At 73.8% G+C, this 14,787-nt stretch carries 15 protein-coding genes; 3 read left to right on the forward strand and 12 right to left on the reverse strand.

Going from position 1 to position 14,787, the window contains the following annotated elements:
- Together alr and A949_RS0105005 are read right to left on the reverse strand one after the other, a co-directional pair.
- Positions 1-1,116 (reverse strand): alanine racemase, encoded by a 1,116-nt coding sequence (gene alr / locus A949_RS0105000; protein WP_037705908.1) that lies wholly within the window; start codon positions 1,114-1,116, stop codon positions 1-3.
- Between the two features lie 229 nt (positions 1,117-1,345).
- A complete protein-coding gene (locus A949_RS0105005; protein WP_019354914.1) occupies positions 1,346-1,903 on the reverse strand; it encodes a DinB family protein in 558 nt (185 codons plus the stop codon).
- A 158-nt stretch (positions 1,904-2,061) separates the two neighbouring features.
- Between A949_RS0105005 and A949_RS32550 the strand changes: the two genes are divergently transcribed.
- Entirely contained in the window at positions 2,062-2,589 is a 528-nt protein-coding gene (locus A949_RS32550; protein ID WP_037705880.1) for a GNAT family N-acetyltransferase, read from the forward strand.
- A gap of 79 nt (positions 2,590-2,668) precedes the next feature.
- Here A949_RS32550 and A949_RS0105015 read toward each other — a convergent pair whose 3' ends face one another.
- The 3 genes from A949_RS0105015 to A949_RS0105025 form a co-directional block, all read right to left on the reverse strand.
- Positions 2,669-4,159 (reverse strand): bifunctional ADP-dependent NAD(P)H-hydrate dehydratase/NAD(P)H-hydrate epimerase, encoded by a 1,491-nt coding sequence (locus A949_RS0105015; protein ID WP_026004355.1) that lies wholly within the window; start codon positions 4,157-4,159, stop codon positions 2,669-2,671.
- A gap of 50 nt (positions 4,160-4,209) precedes the next feature.
- A complete protein-coding gene (locus A949_RS0105020; RefSeq protein ID WP_019354917.1) occupies positions 4,210-4,578 on the reverse strand; it encodes a holo-ACP synthase in 369 nt (122 codons plus the stop codon).
- A 148-nt stretch (positions 4,579-4,726) separates the two neighbouring features.
- Positions 4,727-4,969 carry a hypothetical protein gene (locus A949_RS0105025; protein WP_019354918.1) on the reverse strand — a complete coding sequence of 81 codons (243 nt, stop codon included), beginning with the start codon at positions 4,967-4,969 and terminating at the stop codon, positions 4,727-4,729.
- Positions 4,970-5,232: 263 nt separating this feature from the next.
- Between A949_RS0105025 and coaA the strand changes: the two genes are divergently transcribed.
- Positions 5,233-6,219 carry a type I pantothenate kinase gene (coaA, locus tag A949_RS0105030; protein WP_019354919.1) on the forward strand — a complete coding sequence of 329 codons (987 nt, stop codon included), beginning with the start codon at positions 5,233-5,235 and terminating at the stop codon, positions 6,217-6,219.
- 131 nt (positions 6,220-6,350) lie between these two features.
- Here coaA and glmM read toward each other — a convergent pair whose 3' ends face one another.
- The 4 genes from glmM to A949_RS0105050 all read right to left on the reverse strand — a co-directional run bounded on the left by glmM (position 6,351) and on the right by A949_RS0105050 (position 10,957).
- A complete protein-coding gene (gene glmM / locus A949_RS0105035; RefSeq protein WP_019354920.1) occupies positions 6,351-7,724 on the reverse strand; it encodes a phosphoglucosamine mutase in 1,374 nt (457 codons plus the stop codon).
- 276 nt (positions 7,725-8,000) lie between these two features.
- Entirely contained in the window at positions 8,001-8,504 is a 504-nt protein-coding gene (rpsI, locus tag A949_RS0105040) for a 30S ribosomal protein S9 (protein WP_019354921.1), read from the reverse strand.
- Between the two features lie 42 nt (positions 8,505-8,546).
- Complete coding sequence (rplM, locus tag A949_RS0105045) at positions 8,547-8,990, reverse strand: 50S ribosomal protein L13 (RefSeq protein ID WP_019354922.1); 444 nt, start codon at positions 8,988-8,990, stop codon at positions 8,547-8,549.
- 347 nt (positions 8,991-9,337) lie between these two features.
- Positions 9,338-10,957: an ABC-F family ATP-binding cassette domain-containing protein gene (locus A949_RS0105050; protein WP_026004357.1), complete on the reverse strand. Its 1,620-nt coding sequence runs from the start codon at positions 10,955-10,957 to the stop codon at positions 9,338-9,340.
- A gap of 66 nt (positions 10,958-11,023) precedes the next feature.
- Between A949_RS0105050 and A949_RS0105055 the strand changes: the two genes are divergently transcribed.
- The gene (locus tag A949_RS0105055) at positions 11,024-11,944 is read left to right on the forward strand and encodes a hypothetical protein (protein WP_019354924.1); all 921 of its coding nucleotides are present in this window, start codon (positions 11,024-11,026) and stop codon (positions 11,942-11,944) included.
- Positions 11,945-12,128: 184 nt separating this feature from the next.
- Here the strand turns inward: A949_RS0105055 and truA are convergent, their stop codons facing one another.
- The 3 genes from truA to A949_RS0105070 form a co-directional block, all read right to left on the reverse strand.
- Entirely contained in the window at positions 12,129-12,989 is an 861-nt protein-coding gene (truA, locus tag A949_RS0105060) for a tRNA pseudouridine(38-40) synthase TruA (protein ID WP_019354925.1), read from the reverse strand.
- A gap of 95 nt (positions 12,990-13,084) precedes the next feature.
- Entirely contained in the window at positions 13,085-13,576 is a 492-nt protein-coding gene (gene rplQ, locus A949_RS0105065; RefSeq protein ID WP_019354926.1) for a 50S ribosomal protein L17, read from the reverse strand.
- A 124-nt stretch (positions 13,577-13,700) separates the two neighbouring features.
- Positions 13,701-14,723 carry a DNA-directed RNA polymerase subunit alpha gene (locus tag A949_RS0105070; RefSeq protein ID WP_019354927.1) on the reverse strand — a complete coding sequence of 341 codons (1,023 nt, stop codon included), beginning with the start codon at positions 14,721-14,723 and terminating at the stop codon, positions 13,701-13,703.
- Positions 14,724-14,787: the final 64 nt, after the last annotated feature.

A 14,787-nucleotide genomic window follows, 5' to 3' on the forward strand; every position in this document is an offset into this window, starting at 1 on the left:
TCAGCCCTCGGCCTGCTCATTGGCGTATACCCGGGGTACCCGTGCGCTGATCCGGGTGACGATCTCGTAGGAGATGGTGCCCGCGGCGCGGGCCCAGTCCTCGGCGGTCGGCTCGCCCCCGTCGCCGGGGCCGAAGAGGACGGCGCGGTCGCCCGCCGCCGCCGCGTCGCCGCCCAGGTCGACGACGAACTGGTCCATGGCCACCGTGCCGGCGACCGTGCGCCACTTCCCGGCGACCAGCACCGGACCGGCCCCGGACGCGTGCCGCGGCAGGCCGTCGCCGTAGCCGAGCGGAACCAGCCCCAGGGTCGTCTCGCCCGGGGTGGTGTAGGCGTGCCCGTAGCCGACCCCGTGGCCGCCGGGCACCTGCTTGACCAGCGCCAGCGAGGCGCTGAGCGTCATCGCCGGGCGCAGCCCGAGGCTGTCGGCCGTACCGACCTCCGGCGACGGCGAGAGGCCGTAGACCGAGACCCCGGTACGGACGAGGTCGAAGTGGGACTCGGGCAGGGTGAGGGTCGCGGGGGAGTTCGCGTGGTGCCGCACCTCGGGGTCGAGCCCGGCGCGCTCCGCGACCGCGACGGCCTCCCGGAAGGCGTCGAGCTGCGCGGCGTTGGCGGGGTGGCCCGGTTCGTCGGCGCAGGCGAAGTGCGCCCACACCCCGGTCACCCGCAGCGCGCCCTCCGCCTCGGCCGCCCGCGCCGCCGCCACCAACCGCGGCCAGTCGGCGGGCTGGCAGCCGTTGCGCCCGAGCCCGGTGTCCACCTTCAGCTGCACCCGCGCGGTGCGTCCGGCCGCGCGGGCCGCCGCCACGATCTCCTCCAGCGCCCAGTGGCTGCTCGCCGAGACGTCGATGTCCCGTTCGACGGCCTCCTGCCACGGCCCGCCCGGCGTCCACAGCCAGCACATCAGCCGGCCGGTGTCCCCGGCGTCCCGCAGCGCGAAGGCCTCCTGCGGGGTGGCGGCCCCCAGCCAGCCGGCCCCGGCCTGCCGTGCGGCCCGGGCACAGCGCACCGCACCGTGCCCGTAGCCGTCCGACTTGACCACGGCCATCAGCTCGGCCCGCGGCGCGTAGCCGCGCAGGGCCCGCACGTTGTCCCGCACGGCGCCGAGATCGATCTCGGCGCACGCCCGGCCGGGTGCGGCGGGGGCCCCGCCGGGACGGGGGGCGGAGGCCGACGCGCCCGGGTGGGGCGGGGGTCCGCTCCCGCCGCGCTCGGCAGCTCCGCGTCCGGCGGCGGCGTCTTCGGCGGCGTCCGCGCCGGGGACGGGCAGGTGGGTGGGGTGGGACACCTGTGGCACGTCGTTCACGGGTTCAGTGTCGCAGGTGCCCGGATCGGCGGGGCCCTCAGTAGCCGGTCGCACCGTCGATGCGTTCGCGCAGCAGGTCGGCGTGGCCGCAGTGGCGCGCGTACTCGGCGATCTGGTGGAGGAGCACGCGGCGGACCGAGACGGGGTCGCCCGTGCGCGCGTGCGTCCCGGTCGCGTCCAGGTCCCTGGCAGCGACGATCTCGCGGGAGCGCTCGCACTCCGCACGCCACACCGCCAGCGCCTCGGCCGGGTCGCCCGCCAGGGAGTCGAAGTCCTGGTCGGGGTCGTCGTCCGAGTAGTACAGCAGCGGCACCTCCTCCCCGGCGAGCTGGATGCGGAACCACCAGCGCTCCACCCCGGCCAGGTGCCGCAGCAGCCCGTGCAGGGTCAGCCCCGAGGGCGGTACCGCACGCTCCGAGAGCGCCTCGGCAGGCACGCCTGTGCACTTGAGCAGCAGTGTCTCCCGGTAGTGGTCGAGACAGCGGGTCAGCAGCTCCCGCTCGTCGCCCACCAGCGGCAGCGGTTCCCGTGTGCCGTCCGCCCACGGCACGGAGAAGGCGGTCGGCATCGCGCCCGCGGCGCTCTGTTCGCTCATCTGCGGAGTGTGGCACCGCCCACCGACAGTGCGGGCCGGCGTCCCCGGCGGCGCCTGCCGGGGACCGGCGGAACCGCCCCGCCGGAGCGCCGGCGCAGGCACCCACGGGGCAGCGAAAAGGCGTTGCCGGGCTGTGCACGGGTTCGGACAATGGCCCCGTGACGTGGACCATTGAACCCGAACCCGTGCAGAGCCCGGCCGCGGTCGCCACAGTGCGCACCTACATCGGCGAGATCGCGGGCCGGTACTACGGCCGCCCCGCGACCGAGCAGGAGATCGACGCGGCGCTGGCCGCGGAGCCGGACGACGCGCTCACCCCGCCCGCGGGAGTCTTCCTGCTGGCCCGCGGGCACGCGGACGGCGCCGTCGCCGGCTGTGCGGCCGTCCTGATGATGACGCCCACGACGGCCGAACTGCGCCGCGTCTGGGTCGCCCCGCACGCCCGCAAGGGGGGCCTGGGCAAGCTGCTGGTCGACACCGCCGAGCGCACCGCGCTGCGGATGGGTGCCGCCACGGTGCGGCTGGACACCCGGCACGACCTGGTGGAGGCCAGGCGGCTGTACGCGCGGCTCGGGTACGAGGAGATCGCCCCGTTCAACGACTCGCCCTACGCGGACCACTGGTTCGGCAAACAGCTCACCCCGGCTCCCGTACCGCCGCAGGAGCGGACGGCCGTCCCGGAGTAGGCCCACCGGCCCCAGACGCCCCCGAACGGGCCGCGGCGCCGTGCCCGGTGCCGCCCGGCACCGCGGCGCGGCAGGCGGCTCACGTCCCCCGCAGGACGTCCTGCCACGCGGGGGCCAGTGCCTCGGCGAGGTCCGTCGCGGCGGGCGGGTCGGTGGCCAGCCGGCCGGCGAGGCCGTGCAGATAGGCGGCGGCGGAGGCGGCGTCGAGGGCGGGGAGTCCGGCCGCCAGCAGTCCCCCGGCCAGCCCGGTGAGCACATCGCCGCTGCCGGCCGTCGCCAGCCACCCCGTACCGGTCGCATTCACCCGCACGGGGGACATCGGGGCGTCGTCGGTGCCGGGCGGTTCGGCGACCAGCGTCGTGGAGCCCTTGAGCAGCACGGTGGCCCCGGTGCGCCGGGCCAGCTCGCGGACCGCGGCCAGCCGGCCCGCCTCGACCTCCTCGCGGGCCGTGCCGAGCAGCGCCGCGGCCTCCCCGGCGTGTGGCGTCAGCAGGGTGGGGGCGGTGCGGGCGCGCACCGCGTCCGGGTCCATCAGCCGCAGCCCGTCCGCGTCCACGAGCACGGGGACATCCCCGGCCAGCACCTCGTCGACGGCCTGCCGGGCGGCCGGTTCGTCGCCCAGCCCGGGGCCGACGGCCCACGCCTGCACCCGCCCGGCGTGCCCGGGCGGCCCCTCGGAGACCAGGGTCTCCGGATAGCGGGAGACCACCGCCTCCGTGCCCGGCCCCACGTACCGCACCGCGCCCGCGCCACTGCGCAGCGCCCCGGAGACGGCCAGCACGGCGGCCCCCGGATAGCGGCCTGAGCCCGCGACGACGCCGACGACGCCGCGCCGGTACTTGTCGCTCTCCGCCTGCGGCCTCGGCAGCAGGCGGGCCACGTCGGCGTGCTGCAGCGCCTCCACATCCGGGACGGCGGGCAGGTGCGGCTCCAGACCGATGTCGATCAGCCGGACGGCGCCGGCCAGCTCCCGGGCGGGGTCGACCAGCAGACCGGGCTTGTACGCGCCGAAGGTGACCGTCGCCCCGGCGGGCAGCACCGGGCCCGGCACCTCGCCGGTGTCGGCGGCCACCCCGCTGGGCAGGTCGACGGCGACGACCGGCACCCCCGCCTCCCGCACCAGGTCGGCCAGTTCGACGGCGGCGGGCCGCAGCCCGCCCGTGCCGCCGATCCCGACGATCCCGTCCAGCACCAGATCGGCGCGGGCCAGCACGGGAGCCACCGGCGCGGCGACGCCCTCCAGCACCGCACCCGGCGCGGGCAGCGCCCGTCCCCCGGCGGCCCGCAGCGCGGCCAGCCCGCCCTCGTGCACGCGTTCGGGTGCCAGCAGCACCGCCGTCACCCCCGCGCCGCGCCGGGCGAGCCGGGCACCCGCGTAGAGGGCGTCCCCGCCGTTGTCGCCGCTGCCGACGAGGAGCACCACCCGGGCCCCGTAGGTCCGCCCCAGCAGGCCGCTGCACGCCGCCGCCAGCCCGGCGGCGGCCCGCTGCATCAGCGCGCCCTCCGGCAGCCGGGCCATGAGCGACGCCTCGGCGGCACGCACGGTCTGCACCCCGTAACCAGTCCTCATGCCCCCAGTGTGGCGTCCGTCTCACCCGGTCGCGCCCCGGGGGGCCGGGCTCAGCCCTCCGCGACGACGACGGCCGAGGCGACCCCGGCGTCGTGCGAGAGGGAGACGTGCCAGCCCCGCACCCCCAGCTCGGCGGCGCAGGCCGCGACCGTGCCCCGGACCCGCAGATAGGGCCGTCCCGAGTCGGCGGTGCACACCTCGGCGTCGGTCCAGCGCAGTCCGCCGGGCGCGCCCAGTGCCTTGGCCAGCGCCTCCTTCGCCGCGAACCGGGCGGCCAGCGAGGCGGTGCCGCGGCGTTCGCCGCTGGGCAGCCACAGCTCGCGGTCGACGAAGATCCGGTCCGCCATACCGGGGGTCCGCGCCAGCGAGGCGGCGAAGCGGTCGATCTCCGCGACGTCGATCCCCACTCCGATGATCATTGCTGTCCCACTTCCGCACGCCCCGTCCCGGCCCTGCCGTCCTGCCGTCGTACCGCTCTGCCGCGGTCCTGCCGCGGCCGCGCCGCGGATCACCGACGGGGTGAGGGTACGCGCCGCGAGGGCGCGGAACGGGCTCTCCCCCGCCGGGTCACTCGCCGCGTGCCATGCGCTCTATGGCGTCCTCCATCAGCTCCAGGTACTCCGACTCCTCGCAGCGCGGCTTGCTGCCCATCACGTACAGCTCCAGCGAATCCGTCAGGTCCTCGGTCAGATCCTCGTCGGGGAGTCCGTCGGCCAGGTCGCTGTAGACATGTCCGGCGTGGCCGGTCAGTGCGGCATCGGAGGTGCGGCGGAGGCGGGGGCGACGTATGCGGCTCAAGGGGTGCGACATGGGCGGAACATAGCCCCCCTCGGCACACCACGTACACCGTTTGTCCGCAGATTGTCCGACCGATACGACCGGCAGCCGCCCGCACAGCACGCCGACCGCCCGCGACGGCGCGCCCACCGGACCCCCGCAGACGGCGGACAACGGCGGCGGACAAGACGACGGACAAGAGGGCGGACAAGACGACGGACAACGGCGGACCGGGGTTACCGGAGGTCCGCAGCCCCGGCCGCAGGCACCCCGCACTGCCCGCGCAGAATGGCACCGTGCCCACGAAGCCCTACGTAGACCTCGGCCGCCCGGAGTGGAGCGCCCTGCACGAGCGCACCCCGCTCCCGCTGACCGCCACCGAGGTCGAGGCCCTGCGCGGCCTCGGCGACGTCATCGACCTGGACGAGGTGCGGGACATCTATCTGCCGCTGTCCCGGCTGATCAACCTGTACGTCGCGGCCACCCACGAGCTGCGCAGGTCCCTCAACGCCTTCCTCGACGACCCGCGACGCCCCGAGCGGCCCGCTCCGCAGCGCGGCACACCGTTCGTGATCGGCGTCGCGGGCAGTGTCGCGGTCGGCAAGTCCACCGTCTCCCGGCTGCTGCAGGCGCTGCTCTCCCGGCCCCGGCCGCCGGGCGAGGAGTCCCCGCTGCCGACGCACCCCCGCGTCGAGCGGGTCACCACGGACGGCTTCCTGCTGCCCACCGCCGAACTGGAGCGGCGCGGGCTGATGTCCCGCAAGGGCTTCCCCGAGTCCTACGACCGGCGCGCCCTCACCCGGTTCGTCGCCGACGTCAAGGCGGGAAAGCCCGAGGTGACGGCCCCGGTCTACTCGCATCTGCACTACGACATCGTCCCCGGCCGGCGGCTGACCGTGCGGCGGCCCGACATCCTCATCGTCGAGGGCCTCAACGTCCTCCAGCCGGCGCTGCCCGGCAAGGACGGCCGCACCCGGCTGGCCGTCGCCGACCACTTCGACTTCTCCGTCTACGTGGACGCGCGCACCTCCGACATCGAGCGCTGGTACCTGGAGCGCTTCCGGGCGCTGCGCGCCACCGCGTTCCAGGACCCGCGCTCCTACTTCCACCGGTTCACGGCCGTCTCCGAGGCGGAGGCCCTCGACTACGCGCGCACCACCTGGCGCACCGTCAACGAGCACAACCTGCGGCAGAACATCGCCCCCACCCGGGGCCGGGCCACCCTCCAGCTCCACAAGGCGGCCGACCACACGGTGCAGCGGCTGTCCCTGCGCAAGCTGTGACCGCGGCGGGGCGGGCGTGGAGCCTGCGCAGCGCCGGGCGGTGACCGGGCACAGCCGACGGCACCGGAGGGCCGGCGGGACGCGCCGCGCCCCGCCCCCGGTCGCCGCAGTGCCGGTCACCGCGGTGCCGGTCAGCCCAGCGTGCGCTTGACCACGTCGGCGAGCCGCCCCGCGACCGCGCGCGCGTGCTCGATGTCCGCGGCCTCCACCATCACCCGCACCAGCGGCTCGGTCCCGGAGGGCCGCAGCAGCACCCGGCCCGTCTCCCCCAGCTCCCGCTCCGCCTCCGCGACGGCCGAGAGCAGCTCGGGCGCTGTCGCCACCCGCGCCTTGTCCACGTCCGGTACGTTCACCAGCACCTGCGGCAGCCGCTCCATCACCCCGGCCAGCTCCGCCAGCGGCCTGCCGGTGGCGGCGACGCGCGCGGCCAGCATCAGACCGGTCAGCGTGCCGTCGCCGGTGGTGGCGTGGTCGAGCACGATCACATGCCCCGACTGCTCGCCGCCGAGCGAGAACCCGCCGCGCTTCATCTCCTCCAGCACATAGCGGTCGCCGACCGCCGTCTGCAGCAGCTCGACACCCGCACGCTCCATGGCGAGCTTGAAGCCGAGATTCGACATCACCGTCGCGACGACGGTGTCCTTGCGGAGCTGCCCGGCCTCCTTCATGGCGAGCGCGAGAACGGCGAGGATCTGGTCGCCGTCCACCTCGTGCCCGGCCCCGTCGACGGCCAGGCAGCGGTCGGCGTCGCCGTCGTGCGCCACACCGAGGTCCGCACCGTGCCGTACGACGGCCTCGCGCAGCCCGTCGAGGTGGGTCGAGCCGCAGGCGTCGTTGATGTTGAGGCCGTCGGGGTCCGTGCCGATGGTGACCACGTCGGCCCCCGCCCGCGCGAACGCCTCCGGCGAGACACGCGCCGCGGCGCCGTGCGCCCCGTCGATGACGACCTTCAGCCCGTCGAGCCGGTTCGGCAGCACGCCGACCAGGTGGGCGACGTAGTTGTCGAAGCCCTCGTCGTAGTCCTTGACCCGGCCCACCCCGGCACCGGTGGGACGTGCCCACGGCTCGCCGGCCGCGTGCTCGCGGTGCAGGGCCTCGATCCGGTCCTCCAGCTCGTCGGCCAGCTTGTGGCCGCCGCGGGCGAAGAACTTGATGCCGTTGTCCGGCATCGGGTTGTGGCTGGCCGAGAGCATCACGCCCAGGTCGGCGCCGAGGGAGCCGGTCAGGTAGGCCACGGCGGGCGTCGGCAGCACACCGACCCGCAGCACGTCGACCCCCGCGCTGGCCAGCCCGGCCACGACGGCGGCCTCCAGGAACTCGCCCGAGGCCCGCGGGTCCCGGCCCACCACGGCGACCGGCCGCGAGCCCTCCCGCTCCGCATCGGCGCCGGGCTGCGCCTCGGTGAGCACATGGGCCGCCGCGACGGACAGCCCGAGCGCCAGTTCGGCCGTCAGCCCCTCATTGGCGACGCCGCGTACGCCGTCGGTTCCGAAGAGTCGTGCCACAGTCGTTCCTCCGAGTTCTGGGGGCGTTGTGCGGGATGGTGCGGATTGTTCACCGGGCGGATCCCGGAAGGCCCGGCACACCAGGTATACGCCCCGTTGTCGGCGTGGCCGGCGTGGCCGCGCGGGCGCCGCCGTACGCGGCGGTGGATGTCGTGCCGGAGCCCGGCCGGATGCCGGACCGGGGATCGGCGCCGGGCCCGAACGACCGATGCCCCGTCGGCACCGAAGAGAGGTGCCGACGGGGCATCCGGAAAGCTCGCAGCAGCGAGCGCCGGGTCAGCGCTTGCTGTACTGCGTGCCCTTGCGGGCCTTCTTGAGACCGGCCTTCTTGCGCTCGACCGCGCGGTCGTCACGCGTGAGGAAGCCGGCCTTCTTCAGCGGGCCGCGGTTGTTGTCCACGTCCGCCTCGTTCAGCGCACGGGCCACGCCCAGGCGCAGCGCACCGGCCTGGCCGGAGATGCCGCCGCCGGAGATGCGGGCGACCACGTCGTAGCGGTCGTCCAGCTCCAGCACCTTGAACGGCTCGTTGACTTCCTGCTGGTGCACCTTGTTGGGGAAGTAGCCCTCCAGGGTGCGACCGTTGATCTTCCACCGGCCGGAGCCCGGGATGATCCGGACACGGGCGATGGCGTTCTTGCGACGACCGGTGCCGGCGGCCGGCTGCGGGTCGCCGAAGCGGGAGGCGAGGGACTCGGAGGTGTACTCCTCCGGCGCCTCGGGGGTCTCGGTCGTGTACTCCTCGACGCCCTCGACAGGGGTCTCGGCGGTGGTCTCGGCCACGATTCTCCTCAGCTTCTCTTCTGTCTTAGGGGGTGGCCGGACTTACTGCGCGACCTGGCTGATCTCGAACGGCACGGGCTGCTGGGCACCGTGGGGGTGCTGGTCGCCCGCGTAGACCTTCAGCTTCGAGAGCATCTGACGGCCCAGGGAGTTCTTGGGGAGCATGCCCTTGACGGCCTTCTCCACCGCCTTCTCCGGGGTCTTCTCCAGCAGCTCGTCGTAGCGGACGGAACGCAGACCACCCGGGTACCCGGAGTGGCGGTAGGCCATCTTCTGGGTGCGCTTGTTGCCGGAGAGGTGCACCTTGTCGGCGTTGACGATGATGACGAAGTCACCGGTGTCGACGTGGGGCGCGTACACGGGCTTGTGCTTACCCCGCAGGAGAGTGGCGGCCTGGGAGGCCAGCCGGCCGAGGACGACGTCCTGGGCGTCGATGACGTGCCACTGGCGCTGAATGTCGCCAGGCTTGGGGCTGTACGTACGCACGGTCGTAGCCTTCGCTTCTTCAGTGATTGGGTCCTGACAGGGCCAACCAGGCAGATCACGACAGGCGAGATCGCATGCGGTGACGCATCCGCATGCGATCGCTGGTCATCGACCGGTAGGCCGGTGTATAGACCCCCCACGTGAGAACAGGCAAGCCAATACACACAACGAACCAGCAGGATACCGACCCTCCCCCGCAAGGGTCAAAACAGCCCCCCGGACGGCCTCCCCGGCCAGCCCCGGGACCGGGACCCGGCGCCGGACCCGCCGGCCGACCCGGCACCGCCCCGGCCACCCCCGCCGCCGCACCGTACAGCCTCCGGGGGACGGCACACCGCCCCACGGCCTCACCGCTTCCGCGCCACCCGGGCCTCGTCCCACACCGGCTCCGCGGACTCCCGGACCCGGCCGTCGGCACCGAAGACGAGATAGCGGTCGAAGGAGCGCGAGAACCAGCGGTCGTGCGTCACCGCCACCACCGTCCCCTCGAATGCTTCCAGCCCCTCCTGCAACGCCTCCGCCGACTCCAGGTCCAGGTTGTCCGTCGGCTCGTCCAGCAGCAGGGCCGTGGCCCCGGCCAGCTCCAGCAGCAGGATCTGGAAGCGCGCCTGCTGCCCGCCGGACAGCCGCTCGAAGGACAGCTGGGCCTGCCGCGTCAGCTCGTACCGGCGCAGCACGGACATCGCGGCGCCGCGGTCCCGGGCATGCTCCTTCCACAGGATGTCCAGCAGGGTGCGGCCTTCCAGTTCGGGATGGGCATGGGTCTGCGCGAAGTGGCCCGGCACCACGCGGGCGCCCAGCTTCCAGACACCCGTGTGCGCCACCTCCCCACCCGCCAGCAGCCGCAGGAAGTGCGACTTGCCCGAGCCGTTGGAGCCCAGCACGGCGACCCGCTCCCCGTAGAAGACCTCCAGATCGAAGGGGTGCATCAGGCCGGTCAGCTCCAGGCCCGCACAGGTGACCGCCCGCACCCCGGTACGGCCGCCCCGCAGCCGCATCCGGATGTCCTGCTCACGCGGCGGCTCCAGCGGCGGCCCCGCCTCCTCGAACTTCTGCAGCCTGGTGCGGGCCGCCTGCAGCCGCGAGGCCATGTCGGAGTTGAAGGCGGCCTTCTGCTTGTACATGACCACCAGCCGTTTGAGCTTCGCGTGCTCCTCGTCCCAGCGCCGCCGCAACTCCTCGAACCGCGCGAACCGCTCCCGGCGCGCCGCGTGGTACGTCTCGAAGCCGCCTCCGTGCACCCACACGTCGCTGCCCGCGGCCCCCGGCTCCACGCTGACGATGCGGTCGGCGGCCCGGGCCAGCAGCTCCCGGTCGTGGGAGATGAACAGCACCGTCTTGGCCGTCTCGCGGAGCCGGTCCTCCAGCCACCGCTTGCCGGGGACGTCCAGATAGTTGTCCGGCTCGTCCAGCAGCAGCACCTCGTCCGTGCCGCGCAGCAGCGACTCCAGGACGAGCCGCTTCTGCTCGCCGCCGGAGAGGGTGCGCACCTGCCGCCACTGCGCCTTGTCGTAGGGGGCGCCCAGCGCGGCGACCGTGCACACGTCCCACAGCGTCTCCGCCTCGTACCCGCGCGCCTCCGCCCAGTCGGCGAGCGCCTGCGCGTACTGCATCTGCGCCGCCTCGTCGTCGACGGTCATCACCGCGTACTCGGCGTCGTCCAGCGCCCGGGCCGCCGCCCTGATCCGCGGGTGCGCCACGGAGACCAGCAGGTCGCGGACCGTGCTCTCGTCCCGGACGCTGCCCACGAACTGCGGCATCACCCCCAGACCGCCGCTGACGGTCACCGTGCCGGCGTCCGGGGTGATCTCCCCGGCGATCAGCCGCAGCAGCGTCGTCTTGCCCGCGCCGTTCGCCCCCACCAGCGCCACCGAGGAGCCCTCGCCCACACGTAGCGACGCATCGTCGAAGAGCGCTCTCCCATCGGGCAGCAGGAAATCCAGGTGCGCGACTTCGACATGTCCCATGAAGCCGATTGTCACGGTCCGACGACGCCCGATCCAAGCGAATATCACGCGCAATAGGATGCGGTCATGAGCTTTGGTCAGGGGGGACCTCCGTGGGGTTCCCAAGGCGGACCCGACGGGCACTGGGGCGACGGCCCCGGCCAGCACGACTCCGGACACCTCGGCGGACCGGCCCCCGACTGGGCGGCACTCGCCGAGCAGGCCGAGCGCAGCCGCGCCCGGCGGCGGCGCTGGCTGATGGCGGGCGGCGGAGCCCTGGCGACCGCCGCCGTGGCGGGCATCGTCGCGGTGGCCGTCGTCAACGAGAACGGTTCGCAGGCCTCCGACAAGCCCTCGGAGAGCCTGCCGCCCTCCTCCAGCGTCCCGCCGGGCGAGAAGGACCCGGAACCGACCTTCAAGAACGAGCCGCCGCCCCCGGCGCCGCCGCGGGACTTCATCTCGGACGCCTCCCGGGACAAGGCCCCGCTGAGCGCCAAGACGCTCTACCCCACCCGCCGCGTCACCATCAACGACCGCCCCTACAAGCTGGCGGAGACCGACTCCAGCAAGAACTGCGCGGCGGCCGCGCACGCGGGGCTGGGCCCGGTGCTGACCCGCAACAACTGCACCGCCCTCTTCCGTGCCACCTACACCCACGACGGCATCGCCGTCACCGTGGGGATAGCCGTCTTCAAGGACGCCGCCACCGCCGAGAAGGTCAAGAAGCAGTACCAGCCCAACCTGGTCGCGCTCCCCGGCGGCGGCGTCCCCGACTTCTGCCGTACGGTCACCTGCCGCACCACGGCCAACTCGCTGGGCCGGTACGCGTACTTCACCATCGCCGGACGCACCGACGGACAGCCTTCCGGAGCGGGCGACAAGAAGGCCCAGCAGGCCGCCCTCGACGGCTCCAACTACGCCTACGCGCGGGTCCTCAAGCGCGGCAAGGACCAGTCGGAGGCGGCGGCGAAGTCCCCGGAACCGGAGAAGTCCTCCGAGTCGGACTGACCGGCGGAGCGTCCCGGCGGGTACCCATGGGGCTCGCCCCGCCCGAGAGCCACCCGCGCCCGGCCGGGCGACCACACGCTCGGCAGGGCGACCATGCGCCGGGCGGGGCGACCGCGCACCGCGGCACTCGACCGCGGGCACCGCGGCACTCGACCGCGCCGCCGCGCGGCACCCCGTCGCACCGTCAGCAGCAGCCCGCGGCGGCGCCCCGGCCGGGCAGCGGGGGAAGGGTGCGCTTGTTGCGGGAGGCCAGGTTGCGGGCCGCCAGCTCCGAGTCCGCCGGGTAGCCCACCTCCTCCAGGGTGAGGCCGTGCGGGCGCACCACATGGACGGCGGAGTCCCGCACGCCCGCGGCCAGCACCCGCGCGGGCCACTCCGGGGGGCGGTGGCCGTCGCCCACGAAGAGCATGGCGCCCACCAGGGCGCGCACCATGTTGTGGCAGAACGCGTCGGCCCGCACGGTCGCCTCCAGCACCCCGTCCGGACGGCGGACCCAGGCCAGCTCCTGCAGCGTGCGGATGGTCGTCGCGCCCTCGCGCTTCTTGCAGTACGCCGCGAAGTCGTGCTCCCCCAGCAGCCCGCGGGCCGCCTCGTTCATGGCGTCCAGGTCCAGCGGCCAGTTGTGCCAGAGCACATGGCCGCGCAGCAGCGGATCGGCGCCCCCGGGATGGTCGGTGACCCGGTAGGCGTAGCGCCGCCAGACGGCCGAGAAGCGCGCGTCGAAGTGCGGCGGCGCCTCGCCGACGCGGCGCACCCGGACGTCCATCGGGAGCCGGCCCGCCAGCCGGCGCAGCAGCTGCGTGCCGTGCTCGGCCCACACCGCGGCGGGCAGGTCGACGTGTGCGACCTGCCCTCTGGCGTGCACTCCCGCGTCGGTGCGCCCGGCGACGGTCAGCTCCGGGGTCTCCTCCCGCCGCAGGACGACCCGCAGCGCGTCCTCGATCTCGCCCTGGACCGTGCGCCGGCCGTGCTGCCGGGCCCATCCGGAGAACTCGCGTCCGTCGTAGGACACATCCAGCCGCACTCGCACCAGGTCGTTCGTCACGGCCCGATCCTCTCATCCGGCCCGGGCCGGATACGACGAGTGGGCCCGCCCCCCGGCAGGGGAACGGGCCCACTCGTATGTCAGCCGTGCGGTGCTCAGGCGTCCTTGGACTCGCCCTCGGCGTCGGCCGACTCCTTCTTCATGTCGGCGACGGCCTCGTCACCGGCGGCGTCCTTGGCGGAGCGCTTGGTCGCGGCCTCGGCCTCGCCGACCGCGGCCTGCTGCACGGTCAGCGGCTCCACCAGCTCGATGACCGCCATCGGGGCGTTGTCGCCGCGACGGGGGCCGATCTTGGTGATGCGGGTGTAGCCACCGGGACGGTTCTCGTACCGGGGACCGATCTCGGTGAAGAGCGTGTGGACGACGCTCTTGTCCAGGACGGTGCGCATGACCTGGCGACGGTTGTGCAGGTCGCCCTTCTTCGCCTTGGTGATCAGACGCTCGGCGACCGGACGCAGGCGGCGGGCCTTCGCCTCGGTCGTCGTGATGCGGCCGTGCTCGAACAGCGCGGTCGCCAGGTTGCCCAGCATCGCCTTCTGGTGTGCGGCGCTGCCGCCCAGACGGGGACCCTTGGAGGGCTTCGGCATGGTGTCTCTCCTTCGTTGTCACTGCACCGGCCGTGTCAGGCACCGGAGGCAGTCCCGGCCGTGCGAGGTACCGGGGAGGGGTTCGCGGGGGCTCCGGGCGGAGCCCCCGCCGGTCGGCAGTCGCTCAGTACTGCTCGGTCTCGACGAACCCGGCGTCCGCGTCGTCGTCGGCGCCGAAGGCGTCGGCGGCGGCGGTCGGGTCGAATCCGGGCGGGCTGTCCTTGAGGGCCAGACCCATCCCGGCCAGCTTCGCCTTGACCTCGTCGATGGACTTCGCACCGAAGTTGCGGATGTCCAGCAGGTCGGCCTCGGAGCGGGCCACCAGCTCGCCCACCGAGTGGATGCCCTCGCGCTTGAGGCAGTTGTAGGAGCGGACCGTCAGCTCCAGCTCCTCGATCGGCAGCGCAAGGTCGGCCGCGAGGGCGGCGTCCGTCGGCGACGGGCCCATGTCGATGCCCTCGGCGTCGACGTTCAGCTCGCGGGCCAGGCCGAACAGCTCGACCAGCGTCTTGCCCGCGGACGCCATGGCGTCGCGGGGCCGCATGGCCTGCTTGGTCTCGACGTCGACGATCAGCTTGTCGAAGTCGGTGCGCTGCTCGACTCGGGTCGCCTCGACCTTGTAGGTGACCTTGAGGACGGGCGAGTAGATGGAGTCGACCGGGATCCGGCCGATCTCCTGGCCCACCTGCTTGTTCTGCACGGCGGAGACGTAGCCGCGACCGCGCTCGACGGTCAGCTCCATCTCCAGCTTGCCCTTGCCGTTCAGCGTGGCGAGGACCAGGTCCGGGTTGTGCACCTCGACACCGGCCGGCGGCGCGATGTCCGCGGCGGTGACCAGGCCCGGGCCCTGCTTGCGCAGGTACATCACGACCGGCTCGTCGTGCTCGGAGGAGACGACGAGGGACTTGATGTTGAGGATGAGGTCGGTGACGTCCTCCTTGACGCCCGGCACGGTGGAGAACTCGTGCAGGACACCGTCGATCCGGATGCTGGTCACGGCAGCACCGGGGATCGAGGAGAGGAGCGTACGACGCAGGGAGTTACCGAGGGTGTAGCCGAAGCCCGGCTCCAGCGGCTCGATCACGAACCGGGAGCGGAACTCGTCGACGACCTCTTCGGTCAGGGAAGGGCGCTGAGCGATCAGCATGAGATGTTTTCCTCCAGTTTTCGGCAACCGCTATTTGATGCCGGTACTGCAAGGGTACGGGCGG

Origin of the sequence: Streptomyces sp. AA1529, assembly GCF_000280905.1 — a bacterium.
Taxonomy (GTDB): domain Bacteria; phylum Actinomycetota; class Actinomycetes; order Streptomycetales; family Streptomycetaceae; genus Streptomyces.

Bases quoted from the DNA above. Each gene is read 5' to 3' on its own strand.
- A949_RS0105070 (WP_019354927.1), bottom strand. From the start codon at position 14,723: ATGCTGATCGCTCAGCGCCCTTCCCTGACCGAAGAGGTCGTCGACGAG.
- A949_RS0105055 (WP_019354924.1), top strand. From the start codon at position 11,024: ATGAGCTTTGGTCAGGGGGGACCTCCGTGGGGTTCCCAAGGCGGACCC.
- A949_RS0105025 (WP_019354918.1), bottom strand. From the start codon at position 4,969: ATGTCGCACCCCTTGAGCCGCATACGTCGCCCCCGCCTCCGCCGCACC.
- A949_RS0105050 (WP_026004357.1), bottom strand. From the start codon at position 10,957: ATGGGACATGTCGAAGTCGCGCACCTGGATTTCCTGCTGCCCGATGGG.
- A949_RS0105015 (WP_026004355.1), bottom strand. From the start codon at position 4,159: ATGAGGACTGGTTACGGGGTGCAGACCGTGCGTGCCGCCGAGGCGTCG.
- A949_RS0105020 (WP_019354917.1), bottom strand. From the start codon at position 4,578: ATGATCATCGGAGTGGGGATCGACGTCGCGGAGATCGACCGCTTCGCC.
- rplQ (WP_019354926.1), bottom strand. From the start codon at position 13,576: ATGCCGAAGCCCTCCAAGGGTCCCCGTCTGGGCGGCAGCGCCGCACAC.
- A949_RS0105005 (WP_019354914.1), bottom strand. From the start codon at position 1,903: ATGAGCGAACAGAGCGCCGCGGGCGCGATGCCGACCGCCTTCTCCGTG.